At 53.4% G+C, this 16,868-nt stretch carries 15 protein-coding genes; 11 read left to right on the plus strand and 4 right to left on the minus strand.

All coding sequences use genetic code 11. From position 1 onward, the window contains the following. Positions 1-141 precede the first annotated feature (141 nt). A complete protein-coding gene (locus C812_RS06835; protein WP_016311931.1) occupies positions 142-1,518 on the plus strand; it encodes an ABC transporter substrate-binding protein in 1,377 nt (458 codons plus the stop codon). Positions 1,519-1,606: 88 nt separating this feature from the next. Further along, positions 1,607-2,329, plus strand: a complete 723-nt coding sequence (locus tag C812_RS06840) for an N-acetylmuramoyl-L-alanine amidase family protein (protein WP_016311932.1) — start codon at positions 1,607-1,609, stop codon at positions 2,327-2,329. 20 nt (positions 2,330-2,349) lie between these two features. On the opposite strand, the gene C812_RS06845 is transcribed toward C812_RS06840, so the two are convergent. Continuing rightward, positions 2,350-2,781 carry a VOC family protein gene (locus tag C812_RS06845; RefSeq protein ID WP_016311933.1) on the minus strand — a complete coding sequence of 144 codons (432 nt, stop codon included), beginning with the start codon at positions 2,779-2,781 and terminating at the stop codon, positions 2,350-2,352. A 375-nt stretch (positions 2,782-3,156) separates the two neighbouring features. Here C812_RS06845 and C812_RS06850 point away from each other — a divergent pair, with 375 nt between their 5' ends. From C812_RS06850 to C812_RS06885, 8 genes are all read left to right on the plus strand, one after another. After that, a complete protein-coding gene (locus C812_RS06850; RefSeq protein WP_016311934.1) occupies positions 3,157-4,020 on the plus strand; it encodes a MurR/RpiR family transcriptional regulator in 864 nt (287 codons plus the stop codon). Positions 4,021-4,222: 202 nt separating this feature from the next. Beyond that, positions 4,223-5,137: an N-acetylmuramic acid 6-phosphate etherase gene (gene murQ, locus C812_RS06855; RefSeq protein ID WP_016311935.1), complete on the plus strand. Its 915-nt coding sequence runs from the start codon at positions 4,223-4,225 to the stop codon at positions 5,135-5,137. A 30-nt stretch (positions 5,138-5,167) separates the two neighbouring features. After that, positions 5,168-6,622 (plus strand): ABC transporter substrate-binding protein, encoded by a 1,455-nt coding sequence (locus tag C812_RS06860; protein ID WP_016311936.1) that lies wholly within the window; start codon positions 5,168-5,170, stop codon positions 6,620-6,622. A gap of 84 nt (positions 6,623-6,706) precedes the next feature. Continuing rightward, entirely contained in the window at positions 6,707-7,630 is a 924-nt protein-coding gene (locus C812_RS06865; protein WP_016311937.1) for a carbohydrate ABC transporter permease, read from the plus strand. 21 nt (positions 7,631-7,651) lie between these two features. After that, the gene (locus C812_RS06870) at positions 7,652-8,512 is read left to right on the plus strand and encodes a carbohydrate ABC transporter permease (protein WP_016311938.1); all 861 of its coding nucleotides are present in this window, start codon (positions 7,652-7,654) and stop codon (positions 8,510-8,512) included. Positions 8,513-8,528: 16 nt separating this feature from the next. Next, complete coding sequence (locus C812_RS06875; RefSeq protein WP_016311939.1) at positions 8,529-9,746, plus strand: anhydro-N-acetylmuramic acid kinase; 1,218 nt, start codon at positions 8,529-8,531, stop codon at positions 9,744-9,746. A gap of 48 nt (positions 9,747-9,794) precedes the next feature. Next, positions 9,795-10,937, plus strand: a complete 1,143-nt coding sequence (locus C812_RS06880) for an exo-beta-N-acetylmuramidase NamZ family protein (protein WP_016311940.1) — start codon at positions 9,795-9,797, stop codon at positions 10,935-10,937. Between the two features lie 17 nt (positions 10,938-10,954). Next, entirely contained in the window at positions 10,955-11,878 is a 924-nt protein-coding gene (locus C812_RS06885) for a BadF/BadG/BcrA/BcrD ATPase family protein (protein ID WP_016311941.1), read from the plus strand. 88 nt (positions 11,879-11,966) lie between these two features. Here the strand turns inward: C812_RS06885 and C812_RS06890 are convergent, their stop codons facing one another. Beyond that, on the minus strand, positions 11,967-13,331 hold the full coding sequence (locus C812_RS06890) for a (Fe-S)-binding protein (protein WP_016311942.1): 1,365 nt from the start codon (positions 13,329-13,331) through the stop codon (positions 11,967-11,969). Then, positions 13,328-14,740: an FAD-binding oxidoreductase gene (locus C812_RS06895; protein ID WP_016311943.1), complete on the minus strand. Its 1,413-nt coding sequence runs from the start codon at positions 14,738-14,740 to the stop codon at positions 13,328-13,330. The genes C812_RS06890 and C812_RS06895 overlap by 4 nt, the downstream gene beginning before the upstream one ends. A gap of 168 nt (positions 14,741-14,908) precedes the next feature. Here C812_RS06895 and C812_RS06900 point away from each other — a divergent pair, with 168 nt between their 5' ends. Continuing rightward, a complete protein-coding gene (locus C812_RS06900; protein WP_016311944.1) occupies positions 14,909-15,619 on the plus strand; it encodes a FadR/GntR family transcriptional regulator in 711 nt (236 codons plus the stop codon). 103 nt (positions 15,620-15,722) lie between these two features. On the opposite strand, the gene C812_RS06905 is transcribed toward C812_RS06900, so the two are convergent. After that, positions 15,723-16,835 (minus strand): DNA alkylation repair protein, encoded by a 1,113-nt coding sequence (locus C812_RS06905; RefSeq protein ID WP_016311945.1) that lies wholly within the window; start codon positions 16,833-16,835, stop codon positions 15,723-15,725. Between the last annotated feature and the right edge of the window lie 33 nt (positions 16,836-16,868).

The raw sequence follows: 16,868 nt of genomic DNA on the forward strand, positions 1-16,868 counted from the left end.
TCCTGTTTTTTTGTGTTTACAGTTTGGAGACATTTTGTTGACAACTCGGTCAAACGATGGTGACATCTCCCCTTTACGATGAAGGTGGCCTAAAAAACAGGAATTGCCTTATCGTCATGCGGCCGAAAGGAGTATAGGACGTTGAAAACTTCAATCAAAACAAGAGCAATAACGACGGCAGCGGTGAGTTTCATCCTATTGTTTTCACTAGCTGCCTGTCATGGTGGGGGAGGAGCGTCTCCAAATCCCCAAATCGGTGAATCGGGCAACCTCGTGGGCGAACCGCCAAGCCAGGATCCCGATGACGTTGGAAAAACAACGTTGGTTCTGTCGAGCTTTTTTCCAGATGCTCGTCTGGAGAAGCTGGTCAACCAATATGAAAAGATCCACCCGGAGGTGGACATCCAACTTCAGTTCGTGCAATCCGATGATGCTCATATGGAGGCGGAGATGGAGAAGTATCTGACCCAAACGAATACGGCCATGCTGGCAGGAAAGGGGCCGGATTTGCTCATCCTGGATGATTTGCCGGCCGCCAATTATGTAAAGAACGGACTGCTTGTTAACTTCGATGAGTTGATCGCACAAGATCCTACTTTTAAGAAAACGGACTATTTCTCAAATATATTGGACAATGCCAAGCTTGGCGGCGGCTTGTACGCGATGCCGACTTCATTCTTCCTGCTCGGACTGGCCGGCGACGAAGAAGCGCTCGCGAAGGCTGGAGTGGAGATCGACGACCAATCTTGGTCTTGGAACGATTTCGCCGTTCTTTCCGAGCAATTGGTGAACAAAACGTATCCGCATGTCATCCAAACAGAACCTCAATACATGCTGAATTGGATGGTGTCCGACAATTTATCGCTATTTGTGGACGAGCCCAAGGGAATGGCCAAATTCAACACGAGCAGCTTTACCGGCTTAATGAAGCAGGTGCAGAACATGGCCGAAGACGGAGTGATTGGCATGGAGGGAGCCCCTTATTTCTTCCCTGTGCAGATCAATTCGCCTGCCGATTACTTCGAATCACTAAAAAGCTATCGGAGTCCAAACATGAAGCTTTACGTCAAGCCGCATGCCCAAGACGTGGGGGCCGGCGGGTACTTTCAACCGTATCAAAGCATCGGATTGAATCGCAGCTCCAAAGCCAAGGAACAAGCCTGGGACTTCGTGAAATTTATGATCTCGAATCAAGTGCCGGTCGATCCGAACCATGCCGGCTTCCCGCTCAATAAGCAGCTTTACAAACAGGAAGTCGAACAGTTGAAAAAAGAAGGGGCCGTACAAACCGCCAAGGAGGGCCCATTGAAGGGGGTACCCGTCCAAGTCGAGCTGGACAAGCTGGTTGCGTTTGAGCAGTTTCTGACCGGTGCGACCCATATGGTATCTAAATTTCAGCCGGATCAACTGTCGGAAATCATTACTGAAGAGTCCAAAGCTTTCTTCAGCGGGCAAAAATCCGCTGAGGACGTCGCAGGCCTGATCCAAAACAAGGTCACGACGTATCTCAATGAATAGCAGCAGTGATCATGAACAGCACGGATCCGATTCTGGGAGAGGGTCGGTTCCGATTTGAGGGAGATAGAGAACACTCGGAGGAGAAGTTATGGGGAAAAGTGGGAAGATCGCGTATTTCGTGGCTGTCTTGGGGATCATTATGGTTTTGCTGTCCTTAGGGGGTGTGATTACCCTTGGTGGTGAGAAGCACGGAGGTTCCGTTCATCGGTTCTTGTCGTCCGGACCGGCGGTTGGTGAGGAAAGGGCCGTTCCCGGCGGAACCGCCGGGAAGTACCGGATCGTCATTGATCCCGGACATGGCGGGAAGGATCCGGGAGCGACCAGCATGAGCGGCAGAGAAGAGAAGGATTTTACGTTGGCCCTAGCGGAGAAGGTCTATGAACGACTTGAGCAGGATCCGATGTTCGAACCCGTATTAACTCGTACAAGTGATGAGTTTATCGAGCTGGAGGATCGGTCCAAGGTCGCCAACGAGCTGCATGCAAATGCATTCATCTCTTTGCATGGCAACACGTATGAAGGGTCGGAGCCAGTGTCCGGCACGGAGACGTATTACTACAACAGAGGAGACGGCAGTTATGAACTGGCGGAGATGATCCACCAGCATTTAATCGAAGCCTTGGGTTTTCGGGACAGGGGCGTTCGTCAAGAAGGCTGGAAAGTGCTGCGAACGAGCGAAGTTCCAGCGGTTCTGGCCGAAATCGGGTTTCTGACCAACGCGGAGAATGAGTCGGTCTTATTTAGTGAAGCGGGGCAGGACAAAGCGGCGCAAGCAATAGTGGATGCGCTTAAACAATATTTCGGAAAATAAACCCGGGAGAAACCGCAGGATTACCTGCTGTTTCTCCCGTCGTCATAACTGAGCTGCCATTCAATGCCGTACTTGTCCGTTACATTGCCGTAACAAGGGCTCCAGAATGTTTCCTGCAGCTCCATCTTCACCGTTCCGCCCTCCTTGAGACGCTCAAACGCGGCGGTGATTTCCTCTCGATTGGTGCTGACCAGCGCCAAACTGATATTCGTTCCAACGGTATAAGGGGAGCCTGGGAACACGTCGGAGAACATCAGATGACTGCCGCTTACCTGCAGATTGGCGTGCATGACCCGATCCTTTGCTGCTTCGGGAAGCGCATAATCCGGTTCAGCCGCATGCGCTTCGCCGTAGGTCATGATTTGCGGCCGCTCCACACCAAACGCTTGGGCGTAAAACTCCACCGCTTCACGGCAGTTGCCGTCGAAATACAAATATGCGTCAATCGGCATATCCTTCTCCTCCTCTTAAATAACTCTCGTTGTGCATAGACTCCCTTAAAGCTTACCCAGAATCCACCAACTTGAATCAGACACAATCTATAAATGGGATATATTAACTCAAGATTTATTTCACTATTTCCAAAAGACATTCGATGGGAGATAGGAGGAAAATACAGTAAACTAGAGATTTTTTGTTTACATTACGATAATATAATTCGTAAATTAATATCATAAAGATGTTTTAACTTTAAAATATAATTTCAAACGAATGAAATGAATTTCCAAAAAAAATTCACATGGTTTGCTTGTTTTTTGTCAGCTTTGCGCTTAAGATATGATTGCAAGTCTAGTAAATATATCCAAATAGTGAAGTAGGTAATGAAGATGGCTATTCATGATAATATACTGATCAAGATTCGCGATATGAAGGAAAATCTGACGCCGGTCGAGCGCATGGTCGCGGAATATATTCTCGCCAATACAGAAGACATTCCCCATCTTTCGATCAAAAGCTTGGCCAAGCTGAGCAAAACAAGCGATGCTTCGGTGCTTCGGTTCTGCAAAACGATGGGATACAGCGGTTACCGCAGCTTTATCGTCAGTATTTCCGCAGCGCTTGGCTCGATGGACGACGAGCGGAAGGATCAGTACACCGATATCCAACCGGGCGATGACCTGGATACGATCATTGCCAACATTTCGCGCAACAATATGAAGTCGATTGAGGATACGTTAAGTGTGCTGGATCGCGGCGAGGTTGCTCGTGCCGTTAAAGCGCTTCGAGCCTCTAACCGCATCGTGTTCTTTGGGATCGGCGCCTCCGGATTGGTGTGCCAGGACGGGGAACAGAAATTTTCACGAATTAATAAAATGTGCCATGCGTACACCGATGGTCATAGTCAGTTGACTGCGGCGACATTGCTTGGCAAAGGTGACGTTGCCATCTTCGTCTCAAACTCCGGTAGTACCCTTGAAATTATAGAGACACTGGAGATTGCCAAGAAGAACAACGCGACAACGGTCGCCATTACCAAATACAACAAAAGCGAGCTTGCCGATAAGGCGGATATCCTGCTCGGCATCTCCACACCGGAGATCACCATGCGCAGCGGGGCGATGGGCTCTCGGATTGCGATGCTGACGATCATAGACATGCTGTTTGCCGGAGTGGCCAGTGCAGAATATCAACATGTGAAGAAGTATTTGACCAAGACGCATAGTATTTTAGCCGCGAAGCACAAAAGATAAAGGAAACAAGCTTACATCAGACATTGGATCCTGACGATCCGATGTCTTTTTTTGTTGAAAAAAGGAGTAAAAAATCAAAAATATATTACACAGTAAAATTTTATTTCAAAATCTATTGACGTGGTAAAGTTTACCACCGTAAACTAAGACTCAAGTAAAGGGTGGATCAAACCAGATCATCAGTGAGGAGAATGAAGACGCCATGGAAGAATACTATGCTGGGCTGACGACGGAGGCTATCAACCAAAATACGCTAAGGATTGATGAATGCTCAACCGAAGAAATGCTGCGTCTTATGAATCGGGAGGATGCCACGGTACCCGCCTCTGTGGCTGCGGAAATTCCGCAGATTACCAAGGCGGTGGATACGCTGCACCAACTGCTGAAGCAGGGGGGGAGAATGTTTTATATCGGGGCAGGGACTTCGGGCAGATTGGGGGTGCTGGATGCTTCGGAATGTCCACCAACCTTCGGCGTTGATCCTGAGCTGGTGCAAGGGCATATCGCCGGTGGAGACATCGCTTTAAGAGCAGCGGTCGAAGGTTATGAGGATAACGAGGAGGAGGGGATGGCATTAATTGAACGGCTTGGGGTGACGAACAAGGATGCAGTGATCGGTATTTCGGCCAGCGGCAGCGCCGGCTTCGTCATTGCGAGCTTGAAGAAAGCTGCTGAGCTGGGGGCAACGACCATTGGCATCGTCAACAACAAGGTATCCAAGCTGGAGGCAGTCTGCGATATTTGTATCTCACCTGTGGTAGGACCGGAAGCAATTATGGGCTCTACCCGTCTGAAGGCAGGAACGGCACAGAAGCTGGTGCTGAACATGCTCACGACCTGCACGATGGTGAAGCTGGGGAAGACGTACAATAACCTGATGGTGGACTTGAAGGCGAGCAACAAGAAGCTGTATGACCGTTCTATCCGCATCCTCAAAATCGCCACCGGTGTCGACAGTGCCACCGCAGCGAAAGTGCTGGAGGAGGCATCACTGAACTGCAAGCTTGCGATCCTGATGATCAAGACGGGGATGGAGGCCAAGGAGGCTGAGCGTCGATTAACCGAGTGTGACGGAAATCTCAAGCTGGCGATTCGCAAACAAAACAAAGTGGTTTAACACGATTATCCAGGGGGAGGATTTTTGGCGATGAGAAAAATGCATGTATGGGCATCTGTATTGGCATTAACCATGTCGATCAGCTTATTGACGGCATGCGGGTCGGGGAACAAAGCCGCAAACGGCGGCGATTCTGCGACTCCCAACAACACCAATAGCTCCGCTGAAGCGCCTGCCGAGGCCAAAGACACGATCACTGCGTTACTTCCGCCGGTTTCAGGCAACTTCCAAAGTCGTTTTGAGGAAATCGAGAAAGATTTTAACGCCCTGTATCCCAATTTGACTTTAAAAATTGAACCGGCAAGCTGGGAGGACATGACGCAAAAGCTGGATACGCAGGTGAATGCCGGCAGTCCCCCGGATATTGCCTTTATTGGCTCGGACGGAATTTCCAAATACGTGCAGCAGGGGATGTTAATGGACATCACCGATACCGTAACCCCGGAAATGGTCGCGGATTTTGACCCGACACCGCTTGAGTACATGAAGAAAGCGGATGGACTGTACGGGTTCCCGGCCTATATGGAAGTTCACGCCCTTGGCGGCAACAAGCAATTCCTTGAAGAAGCAGGGATTGATTGGAAAAGCGTACAGCAAAACGGTTGGACATACGAAGAGTTCCGTGAAGCGATCAAAAAAGGCGTCGTGAAGGAAGGCGATACGATCAAACGGTACGGCTTCGTGTTCGCAACTGCCGGGGTGACGGCTAAGGATTATCTGAACATCCTCATCAAAAATGCCGGGATGCCTGCTGCATTCACCAAAGACTTAAAATTTGCTTACACCAGCAAAAATTATTTGGAAGTGTTGAAGGCGGTACGGCAAATGATTGATGACGGCTCGATGCCGAAGGAACTGAGTTCCGTCGATGCCGGCAAACGCTGGAACATGTTCCTGACCGGACAAACGATGATTACCGGGAAAGGGCTGGCCACCTTCGAGAACTCGGCAAATCAAAACAATGAGAAGCTGAAGGCTAATGACGGCAGTGCGGTCGCTGGCAGCATTCCGGTTGAGTACATTGTCCTTCCTGTCCCCACGTTCCTGGGCCAAGAGCCGGTCTCCAGCACAGTCGTGGACGGTTATGTCACCTTCCGCGGCAAGAAGGAGCCCACCGCCGAGCATAAAGCTAATGTCGTGAAGGCGGCCTACTATCTGGCCAGCGGCAAAGTAGCGGCATTGACGAACAATGACCTGTTTGCGGCGCACATTACCAAGAGCGGAAGAGAAGCGGCGAAGGACCTGACGGTGAACCGGAATCCGGATAACGTTGCCGCAGTCGAAACTTTGTTATCCCACGCCAATCCGGCACGTCCGGATATCCCGGTGGAGCTTGGCGCCCAGGCGATCAAGCTGGAGGATGAAGTGATCATTCCGAAGCTGCAAGCTTTGTTGGCTGATGAGATTACGCCGGAGGAAATGTACGAAGCAGTCAAAAAAGAAGCGATCAAGATGTTTGGGGAAGACGGCGTAGTGATCGACTAACCAATGGAGGATAGGATAGCCGTGGGGAAGGTCTGCGGCTATCCGAACCGTTTTTTTACACTAGCGAAAAGGAGTTTGGACACGATGGCCCAGTTGGCAAAAATGCGGACGACAGGCCCAACCAAGAAGAAAATGCTGCGGATCAAAGGTGACACGAGCTGGGCATACGCTTTTATCGCCGTGGCGCTGGTCGTCTACGCCGTATTTACCGCCTATCCTGTTGTCAGCGCTTTGATTATCAGTTTTCAGGAATACAAACCGCTGGGTTCCCAGTTTGTCGGATGGGAGAATTATGCAAATACCTTCACTGACAGCTTATTTTGGAAATCGATCAAGAACACGATTGTTTATACTGTTTTAACTGTTCCGGTCTCTTTGTTCCTGTCTTTTGTGATCGCCATCATGATCCATCCGCTGCGTAAAGGAATGCAAACGACCTTTAAAGCGATCTATTATTTGCCGGCGGTGGCATCCGGTGTAGCCCTGTCGGTTGTCTGGCTCTGGATCTTTGATCCAATGACGAGCGGGATCTTAAACCAGCTGCTGGGCTTGTTTGGCATCACGAACCAGAACTGGCTGGGCTCCAGCTCAACGGCGATGTTCTCGCTGGTGTTGATGGCCTGGCTGTCCAGTCACGGCACGAGCATTATCATCTATTTGGCGGCGCTGCTTGGCATTGATCACAGTTACTATGAAGCGGCGGAGCTGGATGGGGCATCGTTCCTCCAGAAGATCTGGTACATTGTAATTCCCTGCCTTAAGCCAACAACGTTGTTCCTGCTGGTGACCGGCGTAATCGGTTCTTTCCAGGTGTTCCAGAACGCCTATCTGATGACTGGAGGCGGTCCGGATAACGCGACCACGATGGTGGGGTTGCTGATTTTTAACAATGCCTTCAAGTATTTTGAATTCGGAGAGGCGGCGGCACAATCCTTGATTCTAACGGTGATTATTGCAAGCATTTCCCTGCTCCAGTTCAAATTTATGGGCAACGACATCGAATATTAGCGTGGGAGGGAGGATGAACCCATGGCACTATACAGTAATCATACCGGCCATCCATACGTGAGGCGAATCCGCAACGCAGGGCTCATGATCGTTCTTCTGCTTTTTGCGCTGGCGACGCTGTTTCCGATCTACTTCATGATCATTTCCTCCTTCGGTGATCCTGTGGAAGCGGGGGCCTTAAGCTATTCGTTGTGGCCGGGCAAAATATCGCTGGATTCCTACAAGTTTTTCTTCGACTATAGCGAGTATTCCTATCGCTGGTTGTTGAATTCGCTAATTGTGGCGACCAGCGTGATGGTGTCGAATGTCCTCTTTGCGACCTTGGCGGGTTACGCCTTCTCCAAAATCCGTTTTCGCGGCAGATCGCTGTTGTTTTCGATCATGCTCTGCGCGATGATGATTCCGTATCAAGTGACTCAGGTGCCGCTTTACATTTTGATCGTGAACGTATTTCAGATTGAAAATACGTACGGTGCGTTGATTATGCCTGGTCTTGTCACCGTATTTAACATCTTTCTTGCCAAGCAGTTCATGACTTCCATTCCGTCCGAAATTTTAGAATGCGCGAAGGTGGAAGGCTGCAACCAGCTTCAGATGTTCACGAAGATCGTTCTCCCTCTCTCCAAAACCGTGATGGCGGTCATGGCCATTCTCACCTTTATGGATAGCTGGAACACGTTCTTCTGGCCGTTTCTGGTTACGAACACGATGGACATGCAAACGATTCAGGTAGGGCTCAAAAACTTCCGTTTCGCGAACACCACGTATTTCGCTCCGATGATGGCGGGGGCGACGATCTCGGCCTTGCCGATGTTCATCTTGTTCTTCAGCTTGCAAAAATATTTCCTGGAAGGCGTCACGGTTGGCGCGGTGAAGGGATGAACCTGGAGGTGAGGGGATGGGACGTCCTCGCGGAACTTCTGCGGCTTACCGCTATGCGGTAGGTTTGATGTCAGGAACCTCGGTCGATGGCATCGATGCTGCTGTGATCGCCATTCGCGGTGACCTAGATGGAAGTGAAAAACCGGAAGTCCGATTGGTAGCGTACGAAAACACGCCATATTCAGATCAGGTTCGGGCAGAGATCTTTGCCATGTTTGATCCCCGGCAAGCGACGATCGACCGGGTAGGTCGTCTGAACGTGTGGCTGGGTGAGTTGTTCGCCCAAGCGGCGCTGGCGGTGATTCGGAAAGCCGGGTTAACTCCCGGTGAAATCGCCTGGATTGGCTCCCATGGCCAAACCATTTATCATGCGCCGAACGCGAGCCTCGTGGAGGGCCTCGATTTACGGTATACCGTTCAAATCGGGGAAGGGGCGGTGATTGCAGCCCGGACAGGAATCCCTTGCGTCTCTGATTTTCGCGTCGCAGATATGGCCGTGGGAGGCCAAGGAGCTCCGCTGGTACCGTATACGGAATATTTGCTGTATCGGGAGGAGAAGCGGACGCTGCTGTTGCAAAATATCGGAGGGATCGGAAATATGACCGTTCTTCCCCAGAACTGTCGATCAGATGAGGTGTATGCATTTGATACGGGGCCCGGGAACGTATTGATCGATGGTGTGGTGACGCGTCTGACTGGAGGCGCAGCCACGATGGATGTTGGCGGAAGTCTGGCCCTGCGCGGCCAAGTGCATGCCAGGCTGCTTGAAGAATTAATGCAGGAGCCTTACTACGAGCAGCCGATTCCGAAGTCAACCGGACGAGAGCTGTTTAATGCGGCCTACATTGACCGTCTGTTAGAGTACCAGGCACGGTATGGTCTTTCAGCAGAGGATCTGGTGGCTACGGTCACCCGGCTTACGGCTTGGACGATTGGTGAAGGATATCGCCGGTTTGTTCGGGCCCAGCATGCAGCCGATGTGTTGATTGTTGGGGGAGGCGGGAGCTATAACCCAGTGTTGATGAGCATGCTGGCGGACGAGATGAACGCGATGGGGGTTGCTGTGATGACGCAGGAAGAGCTGGGCTTTCACAGCGACGCCAAAGAGGCGGTAGCGTTTGCGTTATTAGCGGGCTGCACGCTGGATGGGGTGCCGAACAATCTCCCGCGGGTCACCGGCGCCGCTCATCCCGTGGTGATGGGGAAGATCAGCTATTCAGTTCCCAAGCGGTAATTCGACGGTCGGTCAACGTGCAATTTGTAGAGAGGGGATGTTAATAGGATGGTGGAAAACGGGATTGATCGGCTTTCGGAATATGCCAATCTGCTGCAAGGCCATCGGCTGGGGTTAATTACAGCGCCGACCGGCCTTACCTCGGATTTTAGGTCTACAATTCAGGTGCTGCATGACCAGTTTCATCTGACGGCCTTATTCTCGCCCGAGCACGGGGTTCGCGGAGATCAGGCCGCTGGTGCGCTGGTCGACAGCTACATCGATCCGATCACGGGGGTGCCGGTACATAGCCTTTACCGACAAGATTCCAAGCGGCTGACACCGGAGATGCTCGATGAGGTTGATGCCGTCGTCTATGATATTCAGGATGTAGGTATTCGATACTATACTTACATCTATACCATGCTTTACGCGCTGGAGGATTGTGCGGCAGCGGGCAAGCCTTTTGTCGTGCTGGATCGAGTGAATCCGCTGGATGGTGTTACGGTGGAAGGCAATGTGCTTAAGCCGGGATTTGAGTCGTTTGTCGGCAACTATCCACTTTGTGTACGGTACGGTTTAACTGCCGGGGAAGTGGCCCGCATGGTCAACGAGCAAATGGGCTGGAATGCCGAATTGCATGTGATCCCGTGCCGAGGCTGGGACCGGAGCATGCTCTATCCGGAAACCGGGCGGATCTGGGTACATCCGTCGCTCAATATGCCTAGGTTTGAGACCGCCTTGCTATATGGGGGAACCTGCTTGTTTGAAGGGACAAATCTATCGGAGGGGCGCGGCACGACGTTCCCGTTTGAAATGATCGGTGCGCCTTATATTCAGCCGGAGCAGCTGGCCGCGGAAATGAATGCGAAGCGATTGCCGGGCGTGCTGTTCCGGCCGGTGTATTTTAAGCCGACGACCTCCAAACACGAGAGGGAGCTCTGCGGGGGCGTCCAGTTGTATGTGACCGATCCTCGGGCGCTGCATGCGGTGGAGACCGGATATATCCTGCTGGATACCATTCGTCGAAACTACGAGGAATTTGCTTTCCTGCCGCCGATGCAGGAGAACCGCTTGTCCTTCATCGATATGCTGAGCGGCGACAAGCTGCTTCGCGAAGGGGCTTTGCCGCTTCCGGAGCTATTGGAGCAGTTCCGGGAAGAGAGCCGGGCGTTCGCTGCGATGAAGCAGCAATATCACCTCTATGCCTGAGGGGAGGCTGGATTCAAATGAGATATGTCGTTGGCATCGACGGCGGCGGTACGAAAACGAAAGCAACGGTTGCCGATGAGACAGGGAACATCGTTCGCTCCTTCGCCGTCGGTCCGCTGAATCTCAACGGTCAGGATGCCGGATCGGTGGAACAAACGCTAGGTCATCTCCTGCAGATTACGACCGAGGTGTGCGGCGGGCTTGATCATTGTGTGCAGATGTGTCTCGGCGCGGCGGGGATTAGCAACCCGGTTGTTGCGGAGCGACTGACAACGCTGATCCGCTCCGGCGGTTACCACGGCGGGCTCGACTTGGTAGGCGATCACGAAACCGCGTTGTGCGGGGCGTTAGATCGCTCGATCGGCATGATCCTGATCGCCGGGACCGGGTCCATCTGCTTCGGGCGGAACGCGCGCGGGGAAACCCATCGAACAGGGGGCTTCGGTCACCTGATCGATGACGAAGGCAGCGGCTATTTCATTGGCCGCGAGCTGCTGAGCGCGGTCGTCCGGGCGGCGGACGGACGGAGCGGTCCCACTGCGATCACGGAGCTGGTCTATGCGCAGCTGGAGATCGATTCGGTGCGGCAGCTGATCGGGTTCGTGTACAGCAAGGACACGAACAAGAAGGACATTGCCGCACTAGCCCCGCTGCTGTCGCAAGCCTGCGAGCTTGGCGACAGCACGGCGCTGGCAATCGCGCGGCGCAGCGCGATCGCTCTGGCGGAGCTGGCCGCTCCCGTGGCCAGCCGGCTCGCCCTGGAGGAGGGCGAGCTGGCGCTGGCCGGGAGCGTGCTGCTCCGCAGCGCGCACGTGCAGGCGGGCGTCAGGGAAGCGCTCAGCGAGCGCTTCCCCAGGCTCACCTGCACGCTGCCCAAGCATGACGCGGCCTACGGCGCGGTCATGCTGGCGCTGCGCGCGCTGGCGCCCGGGCGGGGCTAAGCCGCCCGGCGCACAAAAGGCGTTTCCCTTCAGGTTGCATCCATGAAGGGAAACGCCTTTCCTTGTGCTCTGATCAGCCAAGCAGAGCTTACAGAGCCCGGTCTAACAGATCCATAATATGCACGGCTTCCATTTGCTTATCCAAGCCGGCTCGCAAAATGCCTTGTTTCATCTGTAGCAGACAGCCCGGGTTCGAGGTAACGATGAGATGAGCTTTCGTCTCACGGACCTCTTCCATCTTGTCGTCCAAAATTTGCATCGACATCTCAAATTGGGTCAGGTTGTACGTCCCGGCTGAGCCGCAGCAGCTGTCAGGATGGCGCATTTCTACAAGCTCCAATCCCGGGATGCGGCGCAGCAGCTCACGGGGTTGGTTACGCACACCTTGACCGTGGGCCAGATGGCAGGAATCTTGATACGTGACTTTGTAATTCAGCGGCTTGCTGAATTGGAGAGGGGGGAGCTCGGCTAGCAGCTCATTCGCGTCGCGGTTGCGGGCAGCAAACCGCTTGGCTCGTTCCTCCCACACCGGATCACCTTTGAACCAGTGCCCGTATTCCTTTAACGCCGCCCCGCAGCCTCCGGCATTGTTCACGATGAAGTCAACTCCGGCTCGTTCAAACGCTTCGATATTCCGCTTGGCTAGTTCTTTGGCGCCAGCCATTTCGCCGGAATGGGCATGCATCGCTCCGCAGCAGTTCTGTGCTTCGACAAACACGACGTCGCAGCCGGCTTTGGTTAACAGCCGCGCCGTCGCCTGATTCGTCTCGAAGAACATCACATCCATGACGCATCCGGTGAACAAGCCGACCGTGAGTTTGGTTTCGCCTTCGGCTTTCATGTGTTGCTCCCGCTTGCGGCGTTCGCGCGGGGAAGCAACTGTTTCGACCGCCTTCTGCATTTCGCGCATCGACTTCGGCAACACCCGGATCAGACCGGTTTGATTGGCGAAGGCTTGCAGACCCAGCGCTTGAGCTCCCCACAGAACATTGCCCAGACGACGGACACGTTTCGGATACGGGAAAATTCGTTCGAAAATCAAGTTGCGCAGTACCGAGGGCTTCGCCGTCTCTTGCTTCGTTTCCTGCACAACATGACGTGCGGTTTCCAGCAAGCTCCCGTAAGGCACACCCGCAGGACAAGCCGTTTCACAAGCCCGACAACCCAGGCAAGCGTTCATATGTTGCTCGAATTCCTCATTTACCGGGAGCTGCCCGGTTGCCACGCCCTTCATTAAAGCAATCCGTCCGCGGGGACTGTACGTTTCCAGCCCGGTTTGCTGATAGGTTGGACAGGTAGGCAGACAAAACCCGCAGTGCATACAGTTCATGATTTCATCCAGATCAAAGGGTTGCAGGCGGTTGCTGTCTGTATGGGTCATAGGGAGGACCGTTGTTCCGCCGCAGGCAGGGGAGGCGAACTCCTTAGATAATGAATGTTTTTCTCCGCTCATCGTTGCACCACCAATCTCCGCCGATTTGTAAAGTTAACGATTTTACCGGGATTGAGAATACCGTTTGGATCAAAAGCGGCTTTGAGGCGCTGCATCAGTTCCAGGCCGGCTTCACCCGTTTTCAGGTGCAGGAAGTCCTTCTTGGCCAACCCAACCCCGTGTTCCCCGGTAATCGTGCCTCCTAATCGAATCGCCGCGTGAAAAATCTCCTCAAACGCTTTCTCCACGCGTTCGATTTCCTCCGGGTTCCGTTCATCAGTCATACAGGTCGGATGAAGGTTGCCGTCACCGGCATGACCAAACGTACAGATCTGTACCCCATATTTCTCGGCAACCCGTTCCACTTCTTCGACCATTTCCGCCAGACGGGACCGTGGCACGGTGGCGTCCTCCAAAATCGTGGTCGGCTTCAGTCGGGAGAGGGCCGATAACGCCGCACGCCGCGCAGCCAGCAGCTTCGCGCCTTCCTCGGGTGTGCTGGCCACCTCAACTCCGGCAGCGCGGTGTTCTTGGGCGATGGTCGCGATCTGCTCGATATCGCGGTTAACGACTTCGGCCGGCCCGTCTTGTTCAATCAGGAGCATCGACTTCATTTCCAAAGGGAGACCGAGCTTCGCGAAGTCGTCCACGACCTTCATCGTTCCTTGATCCATGAACTCTACGGTGGCCGGGATGATTTTCGAGGCGATGATGGCTTCGACCGTTTTAGCGGCATCCACCAAATTCCGGTAATAAGCGACCAGGGTTCGCTTCGTTTCCGGCAATGGGAGCAGCTTGAGCGTAACCTCCGTGATGACGGCAAGCGTTCCTTCGGAACCAACGAGCAGCCGCGTCATATCATATCCGGCCACGTCCTTGACGTTCTTCCCGCCGCAGCGCAGAATCTCGCCCGACGGCAGCACATATTCTAGGCCCATCACGTAATCCTTCGTTACGCCGTACTTGAGTCCGCGCATCCCGCCGGCCCCTTGGGCGATATTTCCGCCAATCGTGGAAATCCGCATACTCCCTGGGTCTGGCGGATAGAACAGGCCTAACGCTTCGACGGCATGATGCAAGTTGGCGGTGACAACTCCAGGACCAACGGTCGCTGTCAGATTTGCCGTATCGATTTCGTGGATTTGATTCATTCGGTTCATGTTAAGGACGATCCCGCTCTGAATCGGAATGGTGCTGCCAGCGAGGTTGGTACCGGACCCCCGAGTGATAATCGGAATCTGGTGGGTATTCGCTAGCTGCAAAATGCCGGAAACCTCTTGAGCCGAGGCAGGGAATACGACCGCGTCAGGCATAGCTTGGTACATCGGCGTAGCGTCATAGGAATAGGCGTATAGATCGGCCGGGCGGTCCAACACCCATTTGTCCCCGACGAGGGCTTGAAGCTGCGCTTTCAATTCGGGACTGATCAATTCACATTCCTCCCGTTTTCTGGTATAAACGAATTATTAGATTAATCAGGTCATCAGATGAATTTTAAATTTGAAATAAATCTACCATATCGCTGGTAAATTGTATAGACTGTAATTTAAGAATGATGATTGTTTTTAGGAAGGCCGCGGCCGGAAGAGGGAGAAGTCATGGATTTAGGCAAAAAAAATTACGAAATCATCACCGAGGAACTGGAGCGGATCATTGCAACCGGGAAGGTGAAGCCGGGAGAGAAGCTGGAGACAATCGAAAATATGGCCAAACGCTATCGCGTTGGCCGTTCCACCGTCCGCGAAGCGATCAGCCATTTGAAAGCCCGGGGCCTGCTGGAGACGCGGCAGGGAGGCGGAACCTACGTCCGGGCGCAGGCACTAGAATCAATGGCAGCCCAGCAAATCAAGAACCGCGAGGACCTGCAGCAACTGCTGGAGGTGCGCAGCATTCTGGAGGTTGGAAGCATTGAGCTGGCAGCCCTCCACCGGAGTGAAGCCGATGTGGCTGAACTTTCGGAGATCGTTGCTCTAATGGAGGAAGCGATCGGGAACGAGGAAATCAGCCAGGTGCATGACGTCAATTTTCACTTGGCCATCGCCAAGGCAACGCAAAATCCGTTGCTCCGTCAAATGATGGAAAGCATCTCCACCATGATGATGCGAACGATCCGCGACAGCCGGAGTCTGTGGCTGTTCAGCGAGCAGGAATCGGCCCACCGTCTGTTCCAGGAGCACCGCCAAATGCTGGAGGCAATCCGCAAGCAGAACCCGCAGGCAGCGGCAGACCTGATGCGGACCCATCTAACCAAAGTTGGACAAGCGCTGATGGGAGCTTCGGAGCAACCCAGTCCTTCGGAAATCAACTGAATGGATACGAACATCGAAAAGACCTGACTCCTTACGATCAGGTCTTTCTTTAGCATTCAAGACGTATAAGTATTACATGCTGCCCCGGTTGTCTGCTAGCTTCTTATGCTTCGCCCGCTTGCAGCGTGAGTTGGGCTGCCGCCGTTTCCACGCCGTTGACCAGCAGCACGATGCGGTGCTCACCAGGGTAATGACGGCGGGTGGACAAGTCAGCCCAGCTATGCCGCCGGGTGCCGCTGAGACGTGAACCGCCGGGTACCGTTTTGTCCGACAATAAAAATAGCTTCCGCGACGTGCGGCCTCCGGCTTTGACGAAATCGATGCCGTATTCAATGCGCACCTTGGCCGGGGCGCCTGAGCGGATGGTCAGCTCGTAACGGAGCTCGCTGGCCTCACCGATCCGCAGTACGTTTGGTTCAATTACGAGCGAGGCAGCTGTTGTCAGAGGCTCACTGTCCTCGCCGGTGGCGTAGCCGAACAGCTCCAGAACCTCAGGGCTGCCGCGTCGGATCAGCGTCCGGCAGCCGTGTCGAATGATCCAATCGGTGTGCGGATGGTAGCCTTTCCAGCGCCGGGCGATCTCCAGCACTAGGTCTGGATGGTCCTTAGCGATGTCGTTCAGGTTGTTGGCCACACTTTTGCGAACATACAAGCTCGGATCGGCCTTCAGTTGCTCCAGGATCGGCAAAATTGGCGCGGGATCACGCTTGAACATCGGCAGTGCTTGTCCCCATGGCAGGCGCGGCCTGCAGCCTTCACTGGCCAAGCGGCGTACATGCTCGTTGTTATGCTGCGCCCAGGCCAACATTTGCCGCATCATCCGCTCGGGGTCCCGTTCAATAAATGAACGGACGGCAAACTCCGCGGACGATTTAGACGTGAAGCGCTCCAGCGCTTGCATCGCCTGCTCCCAGTCCGCTTCGGCGTGACCAAACACCTCTACGAAATCGGGAAAGAAGAGGTAGGGGAACCCCACGCAGGTATCATCAATGGCATATAAGATGTCCAGCGCTTCCCCAAAGCTGGCAGGCAACAAAGCGCCCAGCTTTAACGAGATCTGCCGCATCCGCGCCTTGAGCTCCAACTTGTCCCAAGTTTCGTCCATCACGTCAGTCACGAATCGTTCCGTATCAAAGGGAGCGTAAGCTTCCTTCACTTTGCTGCCGAAATCCCGCAGAAATTCCTCACTATAAATTGATTTTAATGTATCTGCCATGTCTATTCTCCGTTCTATCCAAACTGAGGTTGA

Origin of the sequence: Paenibacillus barengoltzii G22, from assembly GCF_000403375.2 — a bacterium.
In the GTDB taxonomy this organism is placed as follows: domain Bacteria; phylum Bacillota; class Bacilli; order Paenibacillales; family Paenibacillaceae; genus Fontibacillus; species Fontibacillus barengoltzii.